General features: G+C 70.3%; 14 protein-coding genes. 3 read left to right on the forward strand and 11 right to left on the reverse strand.

Translation table 11 applies throughout. The features are described 5' to 3' along the window. Positions 1-238: 238 nt before the first annotated feature. From GA0115254_RS34960 to GA0115254_RS34985, 6 genes are all read right to left on the reverse strand, one after another. Positions 239-1,276 carry a phage baseplate protein gene (locus GA0115254_RS34960; RefSeq protein WP_093899276.1) on the reverse strand — a complete coding sequence of 346 codons (1,038 nt, stop codon included), beginning with the start codon at positions 1,274-1,276 and terminating at the stop codon, positions 239-241. A 166-nt stretch (positions 1,277-1,442) separates the two neighbouring features. Next, on the reverse strand, positions 1,443-3,572 hold the full coding sequence (locus GA0115254_RS34965; protein WP_093899277.1) for a 3-hydroxyacyl-CoA dehydrogenase NAD-binding domain-containing protein: 2,130 nt from the start codon (positions 3,570-3,572) through the stop codon (positions 1,443-1,445). Positions 3,573-3,645: 73 nt separating this feature from the next. Further along, positions 3,646-4,875 carry a thiolase family protein gene (locus GA0115254_RS34970; RefSeq protein ID WP_093899278.1) on the reverse strand — a complete coding sequence of 410 codons (1,230 nt, stop codon included), beginning with the start codon at positions 4,873-4,875 and terminating at the stop codon, positions 3,646-3,648. Positions 4,876-5,200: 325 nt separating this feature from the next. Then, positions 5,201-6,385 (reverse strand): HRDC domain-containing protein, encoded by a 1,185-nt coding sequence (locus GA0115254_RS34975; RefSeq protein ID WP_093899279.1) that lies wholly within the window; start codon positions 6,383-6,385, stop codon positions 5,201-5,203. A 202-nt stretch (positions 6,386-6,587) separates the two neighbouring features. After that, a complete protein-coding gene (locus GA0115254_RS34980; RefSeq protein ID WP_093899280.1) occupies positions 6,588-7,250 on the reverse strand; it encodes a helix-turn-helix transcriptional regulator in 663 nt (220 codons plus the stop codon). Positions 7,251-7,501: 251 nt separating this feature from the next. Then, complete coding sequence (locus GA0115254_RS34985) at positions 7,502-8,161, reverse strand: DUF3000 domain-containing protein (RefSeq protein ID WP_093899281.1); 660 nt, start codon at positions 8,159-8,161, stop codon at positions 7,502-7,504. Positions 8,162-8,252: 91 nt separating this feature from the next. Here GA0115254_RS34985 and hemE point away from each other — a divergent pair, with 91 nt between their 5' ends. Beyond that, positions 8,253-9,326, forward strand: coding sequence for a uroporphyrinogen decarboxylase (gene hemE, locus GA0115254_RS34990; protein ID WP_093899282.1), 1,074 nt, complete (start codon positions 8,253-8,255; stop codon positions 9,324-9,326). Positions 9,327-9,354: 28 nt separating this feature from the next. Here the strand turns inward: hemE and GA0115254_RS34995 are convergent, their stop codons facing one another. Beyond that, entirely contained in the window at positions 9,355-10,743 is a 1,389-nt protein-coding gene (locus GA0115254_RS34995) for an FAD-dependent oxidoreductase (protein ID WP_093899283.1), read from the reverse strand. A gap of 37 nt (positions 10,744-10,780) precedes the next feature. Beyond that, positions 10,781-11,758, reverse strand: a complete 978-nt coding sequence (locus tag GA0115254_RS35000) for a DUF4349 domain-containing protein (RefSeq protein ID WP_093899284.1) — start codon at positions 11,756-11,758, stop codon at positions 10,781-10,783. A 127-nt stretch (positions 11,759-11,885) separates the two neighbouring features. Here GA0115254_RS35000 and hemG point away from each other — a divergent pair, with 127 nt between their 5' ends. Continuing rightward, positions 11,886-13,373, forward strand: coding sequence for a protoporphyrinogen oxidase (gene hemG, locus GA0115254_RS35005; RefSeq protein WP_093899285.1), 1,488 nt, complete (start codon positions 11,886-11,888; stop codon positions 13,371-13,373). Between the two features lie 4 nt (positions 13,374-13,377). Beyond that, positions 13,378-14,091 (forward strand): hydrogen peroxide-dependent heme synthase, encoded by a 714-nt coding sequence (hemQ, locus tag GA0115254_RS35010; RefSeq protein WP_093899286.1) that lies wholly within the window; start codon positions 13,378-13,380, stop codon positions 14,089-14,091. Positions 14,092-14,442: 351 nt separating this feature from the next. On the opposite strand, the gene GA0115254_RS35015 is transcribed toward hemQ, so the two are convergent. From GA0115254_RS35015 to GA0115254_RS35025, 3 genes are all read right to left on the reverse strand, one after another. Beyond that, positions 14,443-14,985, reverse strand: a complete 543-nt coding sequence (locus GA0115254_RS35015) for a DoxX family protein (protein WP_093899310.1) — start codon at positions 14,983-14,985, stop codon at positions 14,443-14,445. Between the two features lie 457 nt (positions 14,986-15,442). Continuing rightward, positions 15,443-16,237, reverse strand: coding sequence for a TIGR04222 domain-containing membrane protein (locus GA0115254_RS35020; RefSeq protein ID WP_093899287.1), 795 nt, complete (start codon positions 16,235-16,237; stop codon positions 15,443-15,445). Positions 16,238-16,334: 97 nt separating this feature from the next. Next, positions 16,335-17,372 (reverse strand): TIGR04222 domain-containing membrane protein, encoded by a 1,038-nt coding sequence (locus tag GA0115254_RS35025; protein ID WP_093899311.1) that lies wholly within the window; start codon positions 17,370-17,372, stop codon positions 16,335-16,337. Position 17,373 lies beyond the last annotated feature (1 nt).

A 17,373-nucleotide genomic window follows, 5' to 3' on the forward strand; every position in this document is an offset into this window, starting at 1 on the left:
GCACGTCACAGTGGGGGCCGAGCCGCGGTCTGACGGAGTGCGGACGGTGCGTAAGGAACTTGTGAAGCATCCGACCGAACTTTAGACACGCGTGATGCTTTTGGTGAACTTTCACAGGGTCAAAAGTCGAACATTCGACGTCTGGATACCGAACAGTTATGAATCTAGGAGCTCTGTGTGATCTCCGTAACGCCGGATCTCACGCTTGGTGATCAAGACCCATGTGTCTTACTCCCAGTCAGGAATGACACGAGTAAACAGTCAGCTCCCGCCGGCCCGGCGTCTTGACCGAGAAGGCCACACACAGCTGCGGCTCCCGGCCCGGGCGCACGGCGATCCCTTCCGGCTCGCGGAAGTCCAGCCCCGGTGCCACTGTCACCTTCTGGCGCCCGGCGGCCCGCCCGCTCCGTATGTCGATCGCCGCCACATAGGTGTTGCCCCCGCCGGACGGCGGATTGCCGCCCGTCGCGTCCGTGTAGGGCTTTCCGGTCAGCTGATAGATGTGGTCTCCGTGCAGGGCGCAGCCCTGGAGCGTCTCGCCCTCCTGGAGGGCACGGTCCTCGACGTGGTGCAGCGGCTCGTACCGCCCGGTGAGGAATTCGTCCATGCGGTAGACCGTGTAATGGTGCGTCCGGCCGACCCAGTGGCTCACCAGAACACGGCGGCCCGGGAGGTCCAGGGACGGATGGATCCTGTGGCTGCCGGGCAGCGGGCGATGATGCCGTACCCGAGGTGACGAACTGTCGATCACCGCGCCGTTACGGAAAGGAATCCTGGCGACGGCGCGTCCGTACCCGGTCCGGACGTCCACGTCGGACTCCACCCACAGCAGCACGTCCCCGCCCGAGGGCTCCACCCCGTGCGAGATCCCGTGCCCGAAGCCCCTGAGGTACATGTGCCCGGTTTCGGCACCCGAGGGGGAGAGGACCGTCACGCACATGTCGCCGGCCAGCCGCCGGGTCCGGCCACCGAGTGGCCTCTCCTCGTCGGGCAGCCGGACGGAGGCCGGCACGACCTGGAGCGCGTACACCTCGCCGGGGTCACTGCCGTACGAGATCGACTGAGGGCCCGAGACATGGTGCAGCGGGCTGAGCGGCAGCAGCTTCGACGCCGTGTCGATGTCGAAGAGTCCGGCCTGTCCGGCGGGCGGCTTGCCGTCGCCCGCACCGACACCCGGGGTTCCGCGCAGCAGGACGCTTCCGGCCACCGCGACCGCGCCCCCACAGCTCGCGAAGAGCAGTGATCTGCGAGTGATGTGGCTTCCGGTGCCCACCATGCCTGCCCGTGACCGCCGTCTCTGCTCAGGGACGGGACGCCGTCCCCCTCTGGGGTTGGAACAGACATCCTGTCATCACCCCGTCGAGTCCGGACGACCCGGGCAACGCGTACGGAGGGTACGGCCCGTCCACCGAGCCGCACCCTCCGCCGGTCAGGCAGTGGTGTTACGCAGGAACGCTCGCCACACCCTGCGCCAGGAACTTCTTGCCGTTCACCCGCTCCGAGACGCCCTCACGGTCCAGGTACGGCGTGATGCCGCCCAGGTGGAAGGGCCAGCCCGCGCCGGTGATCAGGCAGAGGTCGATGTCCTGGGCCTCGGCGACGACGCCCTCGTCCAGCATCAGACCGATCTCCTGCGCCACCGCGTCCAGGACACGGTCGCGGACCTGCTCCTCGGACAGGACGACATCGCCCTGCTTGAGGAGAGCGGCGACCTCCGGGTCCAGCTCCGGCTTCCCGGAGTCATACACGTAGAAGCCGCGCTTGCCGGCCTTGACGACGGCCGCGAGGTTCTCGGAGACGGTGAAACGCTCCGGGAAGGCGCGGTTCAGGGTCTCGGAGACATGCAGGCCGATGGCCGGGCCGACCAGCTCCAGCAGGACCAGCGGGGACATCGGCAGACCGAGAGGCTCGATGGCCTTCTCCGCCGCCTCGACCGGGGTTCCCTCGTCGATGACGTTCTGGATCTCGCCCATGAAGCGGGTGAGGATGCGGTTGACGACGAACGCCGGGGCGTCCTTCACCAGCACCGCGGTCTTCTTCAGCTTCCGCGCCACACCGAACGCCGTGGCCAGCGAGGCGTCGTCGGTCTTCTCGCCGCGCACGATCTCCAGCAGCGGGAGGATCGCGACCGGGTTGAAGAAGTGGAAGCCGACGACCCGCTCGGGATGCTGCAGTTTCGATGCCATCTCGGTGACCGAGAGGGACGAGGTGTTGGTGGCGAGGATCGCGTGCGCCGGGGCGACCGCCTCGACCTCCGCGAACACCTGCTGCTTGACGCCGATCTCCTCGAAGACGGCCTCGATGATGAAGTCGGCGTCGGAGAAGCCCTCGGCCTTGTCCAGCACACCGGTGACCAGGGCCTTGAGGCGGTTGGCCTTGTCCTGGTTGATCCGGCCCTTGCCCAGCAGCTTCTCGATCTCGGCGTGGACATAGCCCACACCCTTGTCGACGCGCTCCTGGTCGATGTCGGTCAGCACGACCGGCACCTCCAGACGGCGCAGGAACAGCAGCGCCAGCTGCGAGGCCATCAGACCGGCACCGACGACGCCGACCTTGGTGACCGGGCGGGCCAGGGCCTTGTCCGGAGCACCGGCCGGGCGCTTGGCGCGCTTCTGGACCAGGTTGAAGGCGTAGATCCCGGAGCGCAGCTCGCCGCCCATGATCAGGTCCGCGAGGGCCTGGTCCTCGGCGTCGAAGCCGGCGCTCAGGTCGCCGTCCTTCGCCGCGGCGATGATCTCCAGCGCGCGGTACGCGGCCGGGGCGGCGCCGTGCACCTTGGAGTCGGCGATGGCCTTGCCACGGGCGACGGCCTGGTCCCAGGCGTCACCGCGGTCGACCTCGGGGCGCTCCACCGTGACCGTGCCGTTCAGCACGTTCGCGGTCCAGATCAGCGACTGCTCCAGGAAGTCCGCGCCCTCGAAGATCGCGTCGGCGATCCCGAGCTCGAAGACCTGCTTGCCCTTCAGCTGACGGTTCTGGTTCAGCGAGTTCTCGATGATCACCGAGACCGCGCGGTCGGCACCGATCAGGTTCGGCAGCAGCGCGCAGCCGCCCCAGCCGGGGACCAGACCGAGGAAGACCTCGGGCAGCGAGAACGCGGGCAGCGCCTTGGAGACGGTGCGGTACGAGCAGTGCAGACCGACCTCGACACCGCCACCCATCGCCGCGCCGTTGTAGTACGCGAACGTCGGGACCGCGAGGCCGGAGAGGCGGCGGAAGACGTCGTGGCCGCCCTTGCCGATGGCGAGCGCGTCGTCGTGGTTCTTCAGCAGCTCGACGCCCTTGAGGTCGGCGCCGACCGCGAAGATGAACGGCTTGCCGGTGATGCCGATACCGGCGATCGCACCCTCGGCAGCCTCCTTCTCGACCTGGTCGATGGCGGCGTTCAGGTTCGCCAGCGACTGCGGTCCGAAGGTGGTCGGCTTGGTGTGGTCCAGGCCGTTGTCCAGCGTGATGAGGGCGAACCTGCCCGCATCCGCCGGGAGGTCGAGGTGGCGTACGTGCGCCTGGGTGACGACCTCGCCGGGGAACAGCTCGGCCGCGCCCTTCAGAAGCTCAGTGGTGGAGCTCATGCCTGACCCTCGCTTCGCTCGGCCCAGCATTCGCTCAGGCTGCACCTCTTGTCTGTTCGCTCGCTGCGCTCGCTCACGCGTTGCCTCCGTCTGCCTTGTCGAAGTGCGGGTTCTCCCAGATGACCGTCGCGCCCATGCCGAAGCCGACGCACATGGTGGTCAGGCCGTAGCGGACATGCGGCTGCTCCTCGAACTGGCGGGCCAGCTGCGTCATCAGACGCACACCGGACGAGGCCAGCGGGTGACCGTAGGCGATGGCGCCGCCGTACTGGTTGACGCGCGCGTCGTCGTCGGCGATGCCGTAGTGGTCGAGGAAAGCGAGCACCTGGACGGCGAACGCCTCGTTGATCTCGAACAGACCGATGTCGCCGATCGACAGACCGGCCTTGGCGAGGGCCTTCTCGGTCGACGGGATCGGACCGTAGCCCATGACCTCCGGCTCGACACCCGCGAAGGCGTAGCTGACGAGGCGCATCTTGACCGGGAGGCCGAGCTCGCGCGCGACGTCCTCGGCCGCGAGCAGCGAGGCGGTGGCGCCGTCGTTGAGGCCCGCGGCGTTTCCGGCGGTGACCCGGCCGTGGGCGCGGAACGGGGTCTTCAGGCCGGCGAGGGACTCCAGCGTGGTGCCCGGACGCATCGGCTCATCGGCGGTGACCAGGCCCCAGCCCGTCTCGCCGGCCTCCGCGTTGGTGCGGCGCACGGAGATCGGCACCAGGTCCTGCTGGATCTTGCCGTTGGCGTACGCCTTGGCGGCCTTCTCCTGCGAACGGACCGCGTACTTGTCGGCGCGGTCCTTGGTGATCTGCGGATACCTGTCGTGCAGGTTCTCCGCAGTCATGCCCATGAACAGGGCGGACTCGTCGACCAGCTTCTCCGACACGAAGCGCGGGTTCGGGTCCACGCCCTCGCCCATCGGGTGGCGGCCCATGTGCTCGACACCACCGGCGACGACGACGTCGTACGCGCCGAAGGCGATGGAGCCGGCCGTCGAGGTGACGGCGGTCAGGGCGCCCGCACACATGCGGTCGATGGAGTAACCGGGGACGGACTGCGGCAGACCGGCCAGGATTCCGGCGGTGCGGCCCAGCGTCAGACCCTGGTCGCCGATCTGGGTGGTCGCGGCGATGGCGACCTCGTCGATCTTCGCGGGGTCCAGGTCCGGGTTGCGGCGCAGCAGCTCCCGGATGGCCTTCACGACGAGATCGTCGGCGCGGGTCTCGTGGTAGATGCCCTTCGGGCCCGCTTTGCCGAACGGGGTGCGGACGCCGTCGACGAAGACGACGTCCCGGATGGTACGAGGCACGGTGGCTCTCCTCCAGGGTGCGGGATGGCACTGCTGCGGGGCACGCCCGCAGGCGCGCCGCTCCCCTCATGCTACTTGTGGGTAACCAGACTGCCCAGCCCCTGTGACGGGAGCGGCGAAGGTCACATGCGGGTGCGCGGTTGCGAGGGCCGTTTCGGCCTCGGGCGCCGGACGGGCCGGCAGTGGACTGCCGGGCGTGTCGAGGCTGCGCCGGAAACGGCAATCGCCGGACGGGGCAGTGAGAGCAGCCCGTCCGGCGATTGAGGACAGCGTGCGGCCGGAGGCCGCGCAACCTGGCGTGATTACGACCCTCAGGGGGGAGCCCTCAGGCCGCCGACATCAGCGCTCGGACCAGAAGCGGGGCCACCTGTTCGATCTGCCAGCGCCGTGCGCCGTATCCGGTGAGCGCGGACTCGATCGTGTCCGCGGTCGGATTCTTCGGCGGCTCCCAGCACACCCGGCGCACCGTGTCCGGGGTGATCAGGTTTTCCTGCGGCATGTGGAGCCGCTCGGCGAGCTCCGCCACCGCGGCGCGGGCGGCCGAGAGCCGGGCCGCTGCCGCCGGGTCCTTGTCCGCCCAGGCGCGGGGCGGCGGCGGGCCGGCAAGGGTCTGGCCGGGCTGGGGGAGCTCGGCGTCCGGCAGCGCCTTGGCGCGGTCGATGGCCGCCTGCCACTGCTCGAGCTGACGCCGCCCCATGCGGTGGCCGAACCCGGGCAGCGCGGTCAGCGCATGCGTGTTCGGCGGGAGCGCGAGCGCCGCCTCGACGATCGCGGCGTCACCCAGCACCTTGCCGGGGGAGATGTCCCGGCGCCGGGCGACCTGGTCACGGACGGTCCACAGCTCCCGGACCACCGCCATCTGACGGCGGCGGCGGACCTTGTGCATGCCGGAGGTCCGGCGCCACGGGTCCTTGCGCGGGGGAGCGGGCGGCGCCGAGGCGATCGCGTCGAACTCCTCCTGCGCCCACTCCAGCTTGCCCTGCCGGTCGAGCTCGTCCTCCAGGGCGTTGCGCAGATCGATCAGCAGCTCGACATCGAGCGCCGCATAGCGCAGCCAGGGGTCGGGCAGCGGACGGGTTGACCAGTCGACGGCGGAGTGGCCCTTCTCCAGTGAGTACCCGAGCACGCTCTCGACCATGGCGCCGAGGCCGACCCGCGGGAAGCCGGCCAGCCGTCCGGCCAGCTCGGTGTCGAAGAGCCCGGTGGGAGTCATCCCTATTTCGCGCAGACAGGGCAGATCCTGGGTGGCGGCGTGCAGGATCCACTCGCTGCCGCTCAGGGCGTTGCCGAGCCCCGACAGATCGGGGCAGCCGACAGGGTCGATCAGTGCGCTGCCCGCGCCGTCGCGACGGAGCTGCACGAGGTAGGCGCGCTGGCCGTAGCGGTAGCCGGAGGCGCGCTCGGCATCGACGGCCACCGGACCGCTGCCCGCGGCGAAGGCGGCGATCACCCGGGCGAGGGCGTCGTCGGATGCCACCACCGGGGGAATGCCCTCTCGAGGTTCGAGCAAGGGGATCGGCGCCGGGGCGACGTCGTCCGGGGGGCGCCCCCGGTGGTTCGCAGTGAACTGTCTTCTGCGGTCTCTTGGGCGTCGGTCACGTGTCAAGGGTATCTGTGTATGTACGGCGCCCGTCGACGGAACGTTCCGTCGACGGGCGCCGATGAATGCAATCCAGCCGGTGCGGCCGGTGTGTACGTGCCGGGGTGCGGGGTCAGTGGATGATGCCCGTTCGCAGGGCGACGGCGACCATTCCTGCGCGGTCTCCGGTGCCGAGCTTGCGGGCGATTCGGGCGAGGTGGCTCTTGACGGTCAGGGCGGACAGGCCCATGGAGACGCCGATGGCCTTGTTGGACTGGCCTTCGGCGACCAGCCGGAGGACCTCGACCTCGCGGCCGGACAGTTCGCGGTAGCCGCCCGGGTGGCTCGGGGTGCCGGGGGGCCGGCGGTGCATACGGGCGGCAGTGGCGCCGATGGGAGCGACGCCGGGACGGGTGGGGTGGCCGATATTGGTTCGTGTGCCGGTGACGACGTAGCCCTTCACGCCGCCCGCGAGGGCGTTGCGTACGGCGCCGATGTCATCGGCGGCGGAAAGGGCGAGGCCGTTCGGCCAGCCGGCGGCTCGGGTCTCGGACAACAGGGTCAGCCCGGAACCGTCGGGCAGATGGACGTCGGCTACGCAGATGTCGCGTGGATTGCCGACGCGGGGACGGGCCTCCGCGATGGACGACGCCTCGATGACGTCACGTACTCCGAGTGCCCACAGATGGCGGGTGACGGTGGAACGGACGCGCGGGTCGGCCACGACGACCATGGCCGTCGGCTTGTTCGGGCGGTAGGCGACCAGGCTTGCGGGCTGCTCTAGGAGAACGGACACCAGGCCTCCTGGGGAGTGGCGGGACGGGCCGGCTCGGGGATGAAGCCGGGGCGAACCGTGCTTGAAGGGTCATTGACCTCTTCGGCAGCAGACCCGTCCTCCTTTAGAGGAAGATCACTATTTGGTGAGTAACAATTCGGGCAAATCGGACATGCGATCGATTGTACGAAAAGAATGCCGGTGACATTGCGATGGTTGTGACGCAGTGTTACCGGCAAGGGGGAAGCGTTCGGGGCGGATTCAGGACAGGTTCAGGGAACCTGCGGGCCGCGCCGCTGGGGGAGCGTCACCACCGCGGCATCGGCGGGGCCGGATGGTGGCAGGCCCGCGATCTGGCACAGCAGATCGCCCCACGCCATCAGATGCGCCGCCGTGTCCGGCACCCCGCCTCGGCCCTCGCGCGGTGTCCACGAGGCTCGGATCTCGATCTGCGTCGCCGGGCGTCGTGTGGCCAGCGCACCGAAGTAGTGCGACCCCGCCCGGGTCACCGTGCCGCCCGCCTCCCCGTACGACAGACCGCGCGCCTCCAGCGCACCGGTCAGCCATGACCAGCACACCTCCGGCAACAGCGGATCGGAGGCCATCTCCGGCTCGAGTTCGGCCCGTACCAGCGTCACCAGGCGGAATGTTCCGTGCCAGGCGTCGTGCCCGGCCGGATCGTGGAGCAGTACGAGGCGGCCGTCGGCGAGATCGTCCTCGCCCTCCACGACCGCGGCCTCCAGGGCGTACGCGTACGGAGCGAGCCGCTTGGGCGGCCGCGTCGGCTCCACTTCCAGCTCGGGACGCAGCCGCGCCGAGCGCAGCGCGTCCACTGCCGAACGGAACGCGGGCGGGACGGAACCACCCTCCGCGCTGTCCTTGCTGTCAGCGCCATCGGTTTGATCGGAGAACTGTCCCTGAGCCGGAGCCATGCGGGGAAGAGTAGGCGGAACCGGAGCCTCGCGCAGGGAGGGACACCCGGGCGGGCACGGCTGCTTGCGGCTTCGTGCGAAGATTCTGTGTGTGAGTGCCAACGACCGCCCCACGGGCCAGCAGACGAAGACATCCGCCACCCATGGGTCGGCGTTCCTGAAGGCGTGCCGCCGCGAACCCGTGCCGCACACGCCGGTCTGGTTCATGCGTCAGGCAGGGCGCTCGCTGCCGGAGTACCTGAAGGTGCGCGAGGGCATCCCGATGCTCGACTCCTGCACGATGCCGGAGCTGGTCGCGGAGATCACGATGCAGCCCGTCCGCCGCCACAAGGTCGACGCCGCGATCTACTACAGCGACATCGTCGTACCGCTCAAGGCCATCGGGATCGATCTCGACATCAAGCCCGGCGTCGGCCCGGTCATCGCCGATCCGATCCGCACCCGCGCCGATCTGGCCCGGCTTCGCGACCTCACGCCCGAGGACGTCAGCTACGTCACCGAGGCCATCGGCCTGCTCACCGCCGAACTGGGCTCCACCCCGCTCATCGGCTTCGCGGGCGCGCCCTTCACGCTCGCGAGCTACCTCGTGGAGGGCGGCCCGTCCCGCAACCACGAGCACACCAAGGCCCTGATGTACGGCGACCCGCAGCTCTGGGCGGATCTGCTCGACCGGCTCGCCGAGATCACTGGCGCCTTCCTCAAGGTCCAGATCGAGGCCGGCGCCTCGGCCGTCCAGCTCTTCGACTCCTGGGTGGGCGCGCTGGCCCCCGCCGACTACCGGCGTTCGGTGCTCCCCGCCTCGGCGAAGGTCTTCGAGGCCGTCGCCCCGTACGGGGTCCCACGTATCCACTTCGGTGTCGGCACCGGCGAACTCCTCGGCCTGATGGGCGAGGCGGGCGCGGATGTCGTCGGCGTCGACTGGCGGGTTCCCCTGGACGAGGCCGCGCGCCGCGTCGGCCCCGGCAAGGCGCTCCAGGGCAACCTGGACCCCGCGGTGCTGTTCGCGCCGACGGCGACGGTGGAGGAGAAGACCCAGGAGGTGCTGGACGCGGCCGCAGGTCTCGAGGGCCATGTCTTCAACCTGGGCCACGGTGTCATGCCGTCGATGGACCCGGACGCGCTCACGCGGCTCGTGGAGTACGTGCACGAACGGACCGCGCGCTGAGCGGGAGAGGACACCGGGCACCGCGCGCTCAGGCGGTGCCCGCCCTCCGCAGTGCCGTCACCGCCTTGCGGGCCGCCACCAGGACGGGGTCCCAGACCGGTGAGAACGGCGGGGCGTAGCCCAGGTCCAGGGCGGTCATCTGGTCCACCGTCATCCCGGCCGTGAGTGCCACGGCCGCGATGTCCACGCGCTTGGCCGCCCCCTCCCGGCCCACGATCTGCACACCGAGGAGCCGCCCTGTGCGGTACTCCGCGAGCATCTTCACCGTCATGGGCTGCGCCCCCGGGTAGTAGCCCGCCCGGCCCGTCGACTCGATCGTCGCCGTGACGAACCGCAGGCCCACCGCGCGGGCGTCCTTCTCCCGCAGCCCGGTGCGGGCGATCTCCAGATTGCACACCTTGCTCACCGCGGTGCCCACCACCCCCGGGAACGTCCCGTAGCCACCGCCCGCATTGGCCCCGATGATCTGGCCGTGCTTGTTGGCATGAGTGCCCAGCGCGATATGCCGGGTACGGCCCGCCACCAGGTCGAGGACCTCGACGCAGTCGCCGCCCGCGTAGATGCTGTCATGCCCGACGACCCGCATCGACAGATCGGTGAGCAGGCCGCCGTGCGGGCCCAGCGGGAGGCCGGCGGCCCGCGCCAGCGTCGTCTCCGGCTCCACGCCGATGCCGAGCACCACCACGTCCGCCGGGTAGGAGGTGTCGCCCGCGGCGACGGCGCGGACCCGGCCGTCCGGGCCGGTGTGGATCGCGGTGACCTCGGCCCGGTTGACCGTGGTGATGCCCAGGCCGTCCATCGCGTCATGGACCAGCCGCCCCATGTCGGGGTCGAGCGTCGCCATCGGCTGCTCGCCGCGGTTGAGCACGGTCACCTCGAAGCCGTGCTTCAGCATCGCCTCCGCCATCTCGACGCCGATGTAGCCCGCCCCGACGACGACCGCCCGCCTGCGCCCCGGCGCCACCCGGTCCAGCGACTCCAGCAGCGCCTGCCCGTCGTCCAGCGTCTGCACCCCGTGCACCCCGGGCGCGTCCATGCCGGGCAGCGCCGGACGCACCGGCCGGGCCCCCGTCGCGATCACCAGCTTGTCGAAGCCCGTCCAGTACGTCTCACCGGCCTCCCGGTCCAGGGCCCGCACCCGCTGCCCGGACACATCGATCTCCGTGATCTCTGTGCGCATCCGCAGGTCGATGTCGCGGGCCCGGTGTTCCTGCGGCGTACGGGCGATGAGGTCGTCCCGCTCCGCGACGTCGCCACCGACCCAGTACGGGATGCCGCAGGCGGAGTACGAGCTGAAATGGCCCCGCTCGAAGGCGATGATGCTCAGCTCGTCGGGGCCCTTGAGCCTGCGGGCCTGTGACGCGGCGGACATGCCCGCCGCGTCACCGCCGATGACCACCAGTCGCTCCGCCGTCATGCCTGGTCCCTTCGACACCGAGTCCGAAGGGACCACGCTACGACGCCGGGGGCGTGGACGAGGACTCGGACCGCTCGGGCGCCCGCGGCGCGCGGCGTCCGGGCAGGCGGCCCTGGAGCAGCCGCCACAGCAGCAGGAGTACGGCGGCCGTGGCCAGGAACGGGGCCGCGGCCCCCACCGCCATCGCGAGCCACCGCAGCATCGTGACGAACGCGTGCCAGCCGCCGCCGAGCGCGTCCAGGAAACCGGGGTCGTCATCGCCGTCCTTCGCCATCGTCTCCGGCTCGGAGAGGTCGAGCGTGATCGTGGCGAGCGTGGTGCGGTCCTTCAGCGACTCCTGCTGGGCGAGCAGCGACTCCAAGGAGGCCTGACGACTGCTCAGTTCACCTTCCAGTGCGACCACATCGGTGAGCTTCTCGGCCCGGTCCATCAGCTTGCGCACCCGCGCCACACTCGCCCGCTGGGTGGCGATCCGGCTCGCCACGTCGACCACCTGGTCGGTGACGTCCTTTGCGGACGACGTGCGCGACAACAGCTTCCCGGCGCCCGCGAGATCCCGCAGCACCGCGTCGTACTCGCTCTGTGGAACACGCAGCACGATATGTGACATTTCATGCGTGTCGTCGACCCGTTCCGTCTCCTCGCGGGCCACCAGACCTCCCGAACCCTCCGCGACCGAGCGGGCGGCCGCGGCGGCCTTCGGCACGCTCTTCACCTCCACCGAGAGCGTGGCGGTGCGGATGACATGGGTGCCGGCGGGCAGGGCGTCGGGCTTCTTCTCCGCCGACGAACCGCCGGTCTCCTGCGGATCCTGTGCCGTCTTTCCGGCCGCGGCGTCCGCAGCGCCCCGCTCGTCCGCGGAGATCGCCTTCTTGCTGTCCCCGGAACTCGCGTCGCTCGCAGTGTCGCCGGCGCCGCAGCCGCTCAGTGCGAGGAGGCCGGCCAGCAGTCCGGCGGCCAGGATCGTGCGCGAACGACGGACGGCTGAACGGCCGGGATGCCGGTCTGTCTGCATAACTGCTCCCCCGAGGTGGGTGGTTGATGATGCCGGTTCGACGTGCCGAGCGGTGGTGCGGGTTGCCCGATACCGGTTTCGAAGCGGTCACGTTCAGGACTCGGAAGAGGTTTGAGAGAGTGGAGGCATGCAGCGTTCAATAAACCGCGCGGACACAGATACGGGTCATGTCGTCGTCATCGGCGGTGGCATCGCCGGTCTCGCCGCCGCCCACCGGCTCCTCGGGGCGGGGCTGCGGGTCACCCTCCTGGAGGCCACCGAACGGCTCGGTGGCAAACTCATGACCGGTGACATCGCGGGTACCCGGGTCGACCTGGGCGCCGAGTCGATGCTCGCCCGGCGCCCCGAAGCGGTCGCCCTGGCGCGCGCCGTCGGGCTCGGTGACCGCCTCCAGCCACCCGCCACCGCCGCCGCATCGGTCTGGACGCGCGACGCCCTGCGGCCCATGCCCAAGGGGCATGTGATGGGTGTACCCGGCGACCCGGCGGCGCTCAGCGGGGTGCTCTCCCCGGAGGGCCTCGCGCGCATCGCGCAGGAACGCGACCTCACCCCGACCCCTGTCGGCGACGATGTCGCGGTCGGCGCGTACGTCGCCGACCGGCTGGGCCGCGAGGTCGTCGACCGGCTCGTGGAACCGCTGCTCGGCGGCGTGTACGCGGGCGATGCCTACCGGATCTCGATGCGCGCGGCCGTACCGCAGCTCTTCGAGGTGGTGAGGGAGGGCGGCTCGCTGCTCGACGGTGTCCGGCGCATCCAGGAGCGGGCCGCGGCCCGGCAGCAGACCGGACCGGTCTTCCAGGGCATCGACGGCGGCATCGGCACCCTGCCGAACGCGGTCGCCGACGCCGTACGCGCGGCGGGCGGGGAGATCCTGACCGCCATCCCCGTCCTCGGTCTGACCCGCGCCACCGACGGCTGGGACGTCCGCACGGACACCCGGGTGATCACCGCCGACGGCATCGTGCTCGCCGCCCCGGCCTGGTCCGCCTCCACGCTGCTCGCCGCCGAGTCCCCGGCCGCCTCCGCCGAGCTCGCCGGTGTCGAGTACGCGTCGATGGCGCTCGTCACCATGGCGTTCCGCCGCTCCGACGTGGCCGGCACCGGCGCACTCGACGGACGCTCCGGCTTCCTCGTGCCGCCGGTCGACGGCCGCACCATCAAGGCATCCACCTTCTCCACCCACAAGTGGAACTGGGTCGCCGACTCCGCCCCCGACCTCTTCGTCCTGCGCACCTCCGTCGGCCGGTACGGCGAGGAGGACCACCTGCATCGCGAGGACAGCGAGCTGGTCGACGTATCGCTGCATGACCTCGCCGAGGCGACCGGACTGGCCGCGAAGCCCGTGGACACCGAGGTCACCCGGTGGATCGGTGGACTGCCCCAGTACCCCGTGGGCCACCTCTCCCGGGTCGCCCGGATCCGTGACGAGGTCGCCAAGCTGCCCGGCCTGCGGGTCTGCGGAGCGGTCTACGACGGGGTCGGCATCCCGGCGTGCATCGCGAGCGCCCACCGTGCCGCCGACGAGATCGCCCGCGACCTCGCCGGCGGGTCCGGGGAAGAGATCATCGCCACGTCGACCCTGGTTCAGGGCACACGGAGCGAGGCGGGACAATAGCCGTATGAGTGCGCCTGAGAAGATCCCCAACGCCGGTAAGAAGGCCAAGGACCTCAACGAGGTCATCCGCTACACGCTGTGGTCCGTCTTCAAGCTGCGCGATGTCCTGCCCGCGGACCGTGCCGGTTACGCCGACGAGGTCCAGGAGCTGTTCGACCAGCTCGCGGCGAAGGACATCACCGTCCGCGGCACCTACGACCTCTCCGGTCTGCGTGCCGACGCCGACGTCATGATCTGGTGGCACGCCGAGACCGCGGACGAACTGCAGGAGGCGTTCAACCTCTTCCGGCGCACCAAGCTGGGCCTGGCGCTGGAGCCGGTCTGGTCGAACATGGCGTTGCACCGCCCCGCCGAGTTCAACAAGTCGCACATCCCGGCGTTCCTGGCCGACGAGACGCCGCGCAACTACATCAGCGTCTACCCCTTCGTCCGCTCCTACGACTGGTACCTGCTGCCGGACGAGGACCGTCGCCGGATGCTCGCGGACCACGGCAAGATGGCCCGTGGCTACCCCGACGTCCGGGCCAACACCGTCGCCTCCTTCTCGCTCGGCGACTACGAGTGGATCCTCGCCTTCGAGGCCGACGAGCTGCACCGCATCGTCGACCTCATGCGCCACCTGCGGGCCTCCGAGGCGCGGATGCACGTCCGCGAGGAGGTTCCGTTCTACACGGGGCGCAGGAAGTCGGTTGCAGACCTGGTGGCCGGACTCGCGTAGCGAGCGGGCTCCGACCACCCCAACCCGGAAGATCAGACGACGGGCACCGGCGCGTTCCGCGCTGCCCGTCGTTCCAGCGACACCGGGTTCGGCTCCGGGTTCGCCGCAGGCTTCGACCTGCGGCGACCCCGGAACCCACAGAGAAGCACGCGGAGCACGGTTCTTCTCCGCGGTGCTGTGGAAGGTGCCGAGCTCGAACGGGGCAGCGGTCTCTTCGAGTTGCCGGGAGGCGCATCCCGGAGTGCTCCGCGCGACATCTTCATGCGGGCATCGCGCATACGGCGACGTGCGGGGACTCGCACTTCCCACCGCCGAGCGTCGGCAGGCCCCGCCTCAACCGAGGCGACGAGGCTAGAGGCTCAGCGCGATGACGGTGGCGATGCCGCCGAGGCACAGCGCGAAGGCGGCTTCACGCCAACCACCCTTTCCCCAGCGGAAGGGCCGGTCGAGAGCGAGCCGTCCGGGGCCGATGGCGGCGATGGCAAGTGCGACGACCGCGATGCACAGGTTGTACTCCATGCCACCCTGTGTTTCCCATAGACCGTGTGCCGCGGTGACGGTCACCATGGCGTTGATCATCACGCCGATCAGGGCAGCCGCCGCCAGTGGCGTGAACAGTCCCAGAGCCAGACCGATGCCTCCCAGGAGCTCGGAGCCACCGCAGATGGCGGCGTAGACAGTCCCGGGGTGGTAGCCCAGTGCGGCGAACCCCTTGCCCGTGGCGGTGAGGCCGTCACCACCGAATATTCCGAAGAGTTTCTGACTGCCGTGTCCGGCCATCAGCAGGCCGAACGTGATCCTGATGAGAAGCAGCCCGCAGTCGCCGGCGGACACTGCCGGCCGGGCCGAGGCGTCGGCCGCAGGCTCCGGTGAGGCGCGTAGCCGCTCAACCATGTTCTTCACCGGGGGCTCTCTTCTGCTCCGAGGTCCCGGGGCGGTGCCGACCGACCACCAGGGAAACGGCAGGGCGGGTTGTTCAGCCACTATGGCGTTTGCAAGGGCATGCTGTGGACGGAAGACCGTGACGTTGCCGGGACGCGGTCGCAACAGGAAGTCCGCTGGACTCTCGCCACCGTTCTCGCATCAGTCCGGTCAGGGCGCTGGTCATTTTCGTTATGAAATGTGAAATATGTGACGTCGGCTGGTCAATTTTCATCATTACTCCTTTGCTCCTCTGACGCCGAGCCTGCGACGGGGGAGGGCATGAGTTACCTCCGGGAGAAGGTGACAACCGACTGCACCGGCTGCGATGCGGGGACATCGGCCCGTCCTGGTGTCGGCCCGCCGTGCCGCTGCTGTCCCTGCTTTTCAACGGTGGGTTCCGTGAGAGAAATTGACTCTCCGGCAGCGATCAGCTGGACGGACGGCGGACTCCGAGCGCGGACCGCAGGGCCGGATCGTCAACGGCGCGCACACCCCGTACCGCAATCGCCGCCAGGAGGCCATGGTTCTTTGCCGCCGCCGGGATCTCGTTCGCGGCAAGCAGTCGCTGCCCGGCTGGCGAGGCCCAGCAGCTGTACGGGTGGATCTCCATCCGGGCGATGATCAGGCAGCCCAGCGTCAGCGCGAGCGGCAGCCCGAACCAGACGAGCAGCGGGACCACCGGACCGTCGGTGCCGCGCTCATGACCGGGCGTCAGCAGTGCGGCAGCGCCCATCGCGACCACCAGCAGAGCCGCGCCGCGCACCGCCCGGACCGCGGCGGCGATATCGGTTCCGGCGCCACCGGGGACGGCCAGGCCCGCGGTGACGAGCCGGTCGGCCAGGGCGCGCACGGTTTCGGCAGCCGCCGCGGCCCTCCGGACCGGCGGTATGGGGGACCGGCCCCGCGGACCGATGGCACGGATCACCGCGCGTTCCATCTCGTCCCGGCCCTCCGGGTCGACGACCGTCGCCCACCCGGTGTGGGCGAGCAGCAGCCGCCGCCGCAGATGCATGGTGACCAGTGCCAGATCGACCACCCGGTGCGGGCCGCCGGCCAGGAACGCGGTCTCGTACAGGGTCAGTTCAGGACCGTCCGGCCCCTTCCGTGCGGAATCCGCGGATGCGTCGTGCAGCAGCCCCGTGCGGGCGGCGACGATACAGAGCCCGATGCACGAGATGGCTGCCGCACCCCATGCGACCAGCAGAAACAGTAACCAGAGCATGGCGGATTTCTATGCGGGACGGGCGTGGGACGCCAGGGCCTGTTCATCATATGGACGGTTCGGCGGCGTGGGCCGAGGAGCGGGACGCCGCCGTCGCTCATGAGCTGCTGCCACAACTGGACCCGCCTCCGCAGCTGGAACCGCTGCTGCTGGAGCAACTGGAGCCGCTCGACCCGCCGTAGCCGGACCCTGAGCTGCAACTGGACCCGGAACCACAGCTCGACCCCGAACTGCACCCGCCGCCGCCTCCGCTGCTGCCGCCGTCATTGGCGCTTCCGCAGCTGCCGTTGCCGGGGCCCGTACCGGCGCACCACACCGCCGGTGCGACGAACATGCCGGAGGAGTCCGAGGACGAGCGCGAGCCCGGGTGCAGGTGCCGTCCCGCCGGGCGCATCCGGGCCGCCGCGATCAGCTGCGTCTGCAGTACGGGATCGGGGAGGGCCCGCAGTCCGTGCGTGGCCACCAGATGCGCCGGGTGCGGGTTGTACGCATGGGCGGTGCGGTACGCCTCGGCGGCCCGGCGCCCCGCCTTGGTCACCCGCCCCCGGGCGATGGCGGTGCAGACGAAGCCGATCGGGAAGCCGACCAGCAGGAAGGGGAGGACTTTGAAGACGAACGGTACGGAGAAGTCCACGTCGGCCGCGTATTCGTCCGTGGACTGCACAGCCGTCATCACGACCGTGAGCGGGATGGCCAGTACACAGACCAGCCCTTGCGCGATCCCCCAGCGGCGCCATGTACGGCTCGTCGTGGGCGAGGCCAGCAGACCGCGGGCCGCGAGCCCGTCGCCGATCTCCTGCACCGCGGGGTGTCGCATCACCGCGTCGCGCAGGGTGTGCAGCGCGCCGCTGGGTGCCACGGCGTGTTCCTGTAGCACCGCACGCTCCACCGGGTCACCGGCCTCCATCTGCTGGACGGCGACGATGCCGGGACCGCCGATGGCGATCCGCCCGTCCGTCTGCATAGCGGTGAGCGCGGTGTCCACCACCCTGCCCGGACCACCGTTCAGGAAAGCGACTTCGAAGAGGTCGTGGGCGGGGCCGTCGGACCCGCCACGGGCACGGGCGAGCCCCACGATCAGGAGGACCGACGAGACCACGATGCCGAGATCCACCAGCACTGCGAGGGTGTTCATG

Origin of the sequence: Streptomyces sp. Ncost-T10-10d, from assembly GCF_900091955.1 — a bacterium.
Taxonomy (GTDB): domain Bacteria; phylum Actinomycetota; class Actinomycetes; order Streptomycetales; family Streptomycetaceae; genus Streptomyces.

What these genes read in the sequence shown, in the direction of transcription:
- GA0115254_RS35020 (WP_093899287.1), bottom strand. Translation starts at nt 16,237, where the DNA reads ATGCTCTGGTTACTGTTTCTGCTGGTCGCATGGGGTGCGGCAGCCATC.
- GA0115254_RS34985 (WP_093899281.1), bottom strand. Translation starts at nt 8,161, where the DNA reads ATGGCTCCGGCTCAGGGACAGTTCTCCGATCAAACCGATGGCGCTGAC.
- GA0115254_RS35025 (WP_093899311.1), bottom strand. Translation starts at nt 17,372, where the DNA reads ATGAACACCCTCGCAGTGCTGGTGGATCTCGGCATCGTGGTCTCGTCG.
- GA0115254_RS34995 (WP_093899283.1), bottom strand. Translation starts at nt 10,743, where the DNA reads ATGACGGCGGAGCGACTGGTGGTCATCGGCGGTGACGCGGCGGGCATG.
- GA0115254_RS34960 (WP_093899276.1), bottom strand. Translation starts at nt 1,276, where the DNA reads ATGGTGGGCACCGGAAGCCACATCACTCGCAGATCACTGCTCTTCGCG.
- GA0115254_RS34965 (WP_093899277.1), bottom strand. Translation starts at nt 3,572, where the DNA reads ATGAGCTCCACCACTGAGCTTCTGAAGGGCGCGGCCGAGCTGTTCCCC.
- hemQ (WP_093899286.1), top strand. Translation starts at nt 13,378, where the DNA reads ATGAGTGCGCCTGAGAAGATCCCCAACGCCGGTAAGAAGGCCAAGGAC.
- GA0115254_RS35000 (WP_093899284.1), bottom strand. Translation starts at nt 11,758, where the DNA reads ATGCAGACAGACCGGCATCCCGGCCGTTCAGCCGTCCGTCGTTCGCGC.
- GA0115254_RS35015 (WP_093899310.1), bottom strand. Translation starts at nt 14,985, where the DNA reads ATGGTTGAGCGGCTACGCGCCTCACCGGAGCCTGCGGCCGACGCCTCG.
- hemG (WP_093899285.1), top strand. Translation starts at nt 11,886, where the DNA reads ATGCAGCGTTCAATAAACCGCGCGGACACAGATACGGGTCATGTCGTC.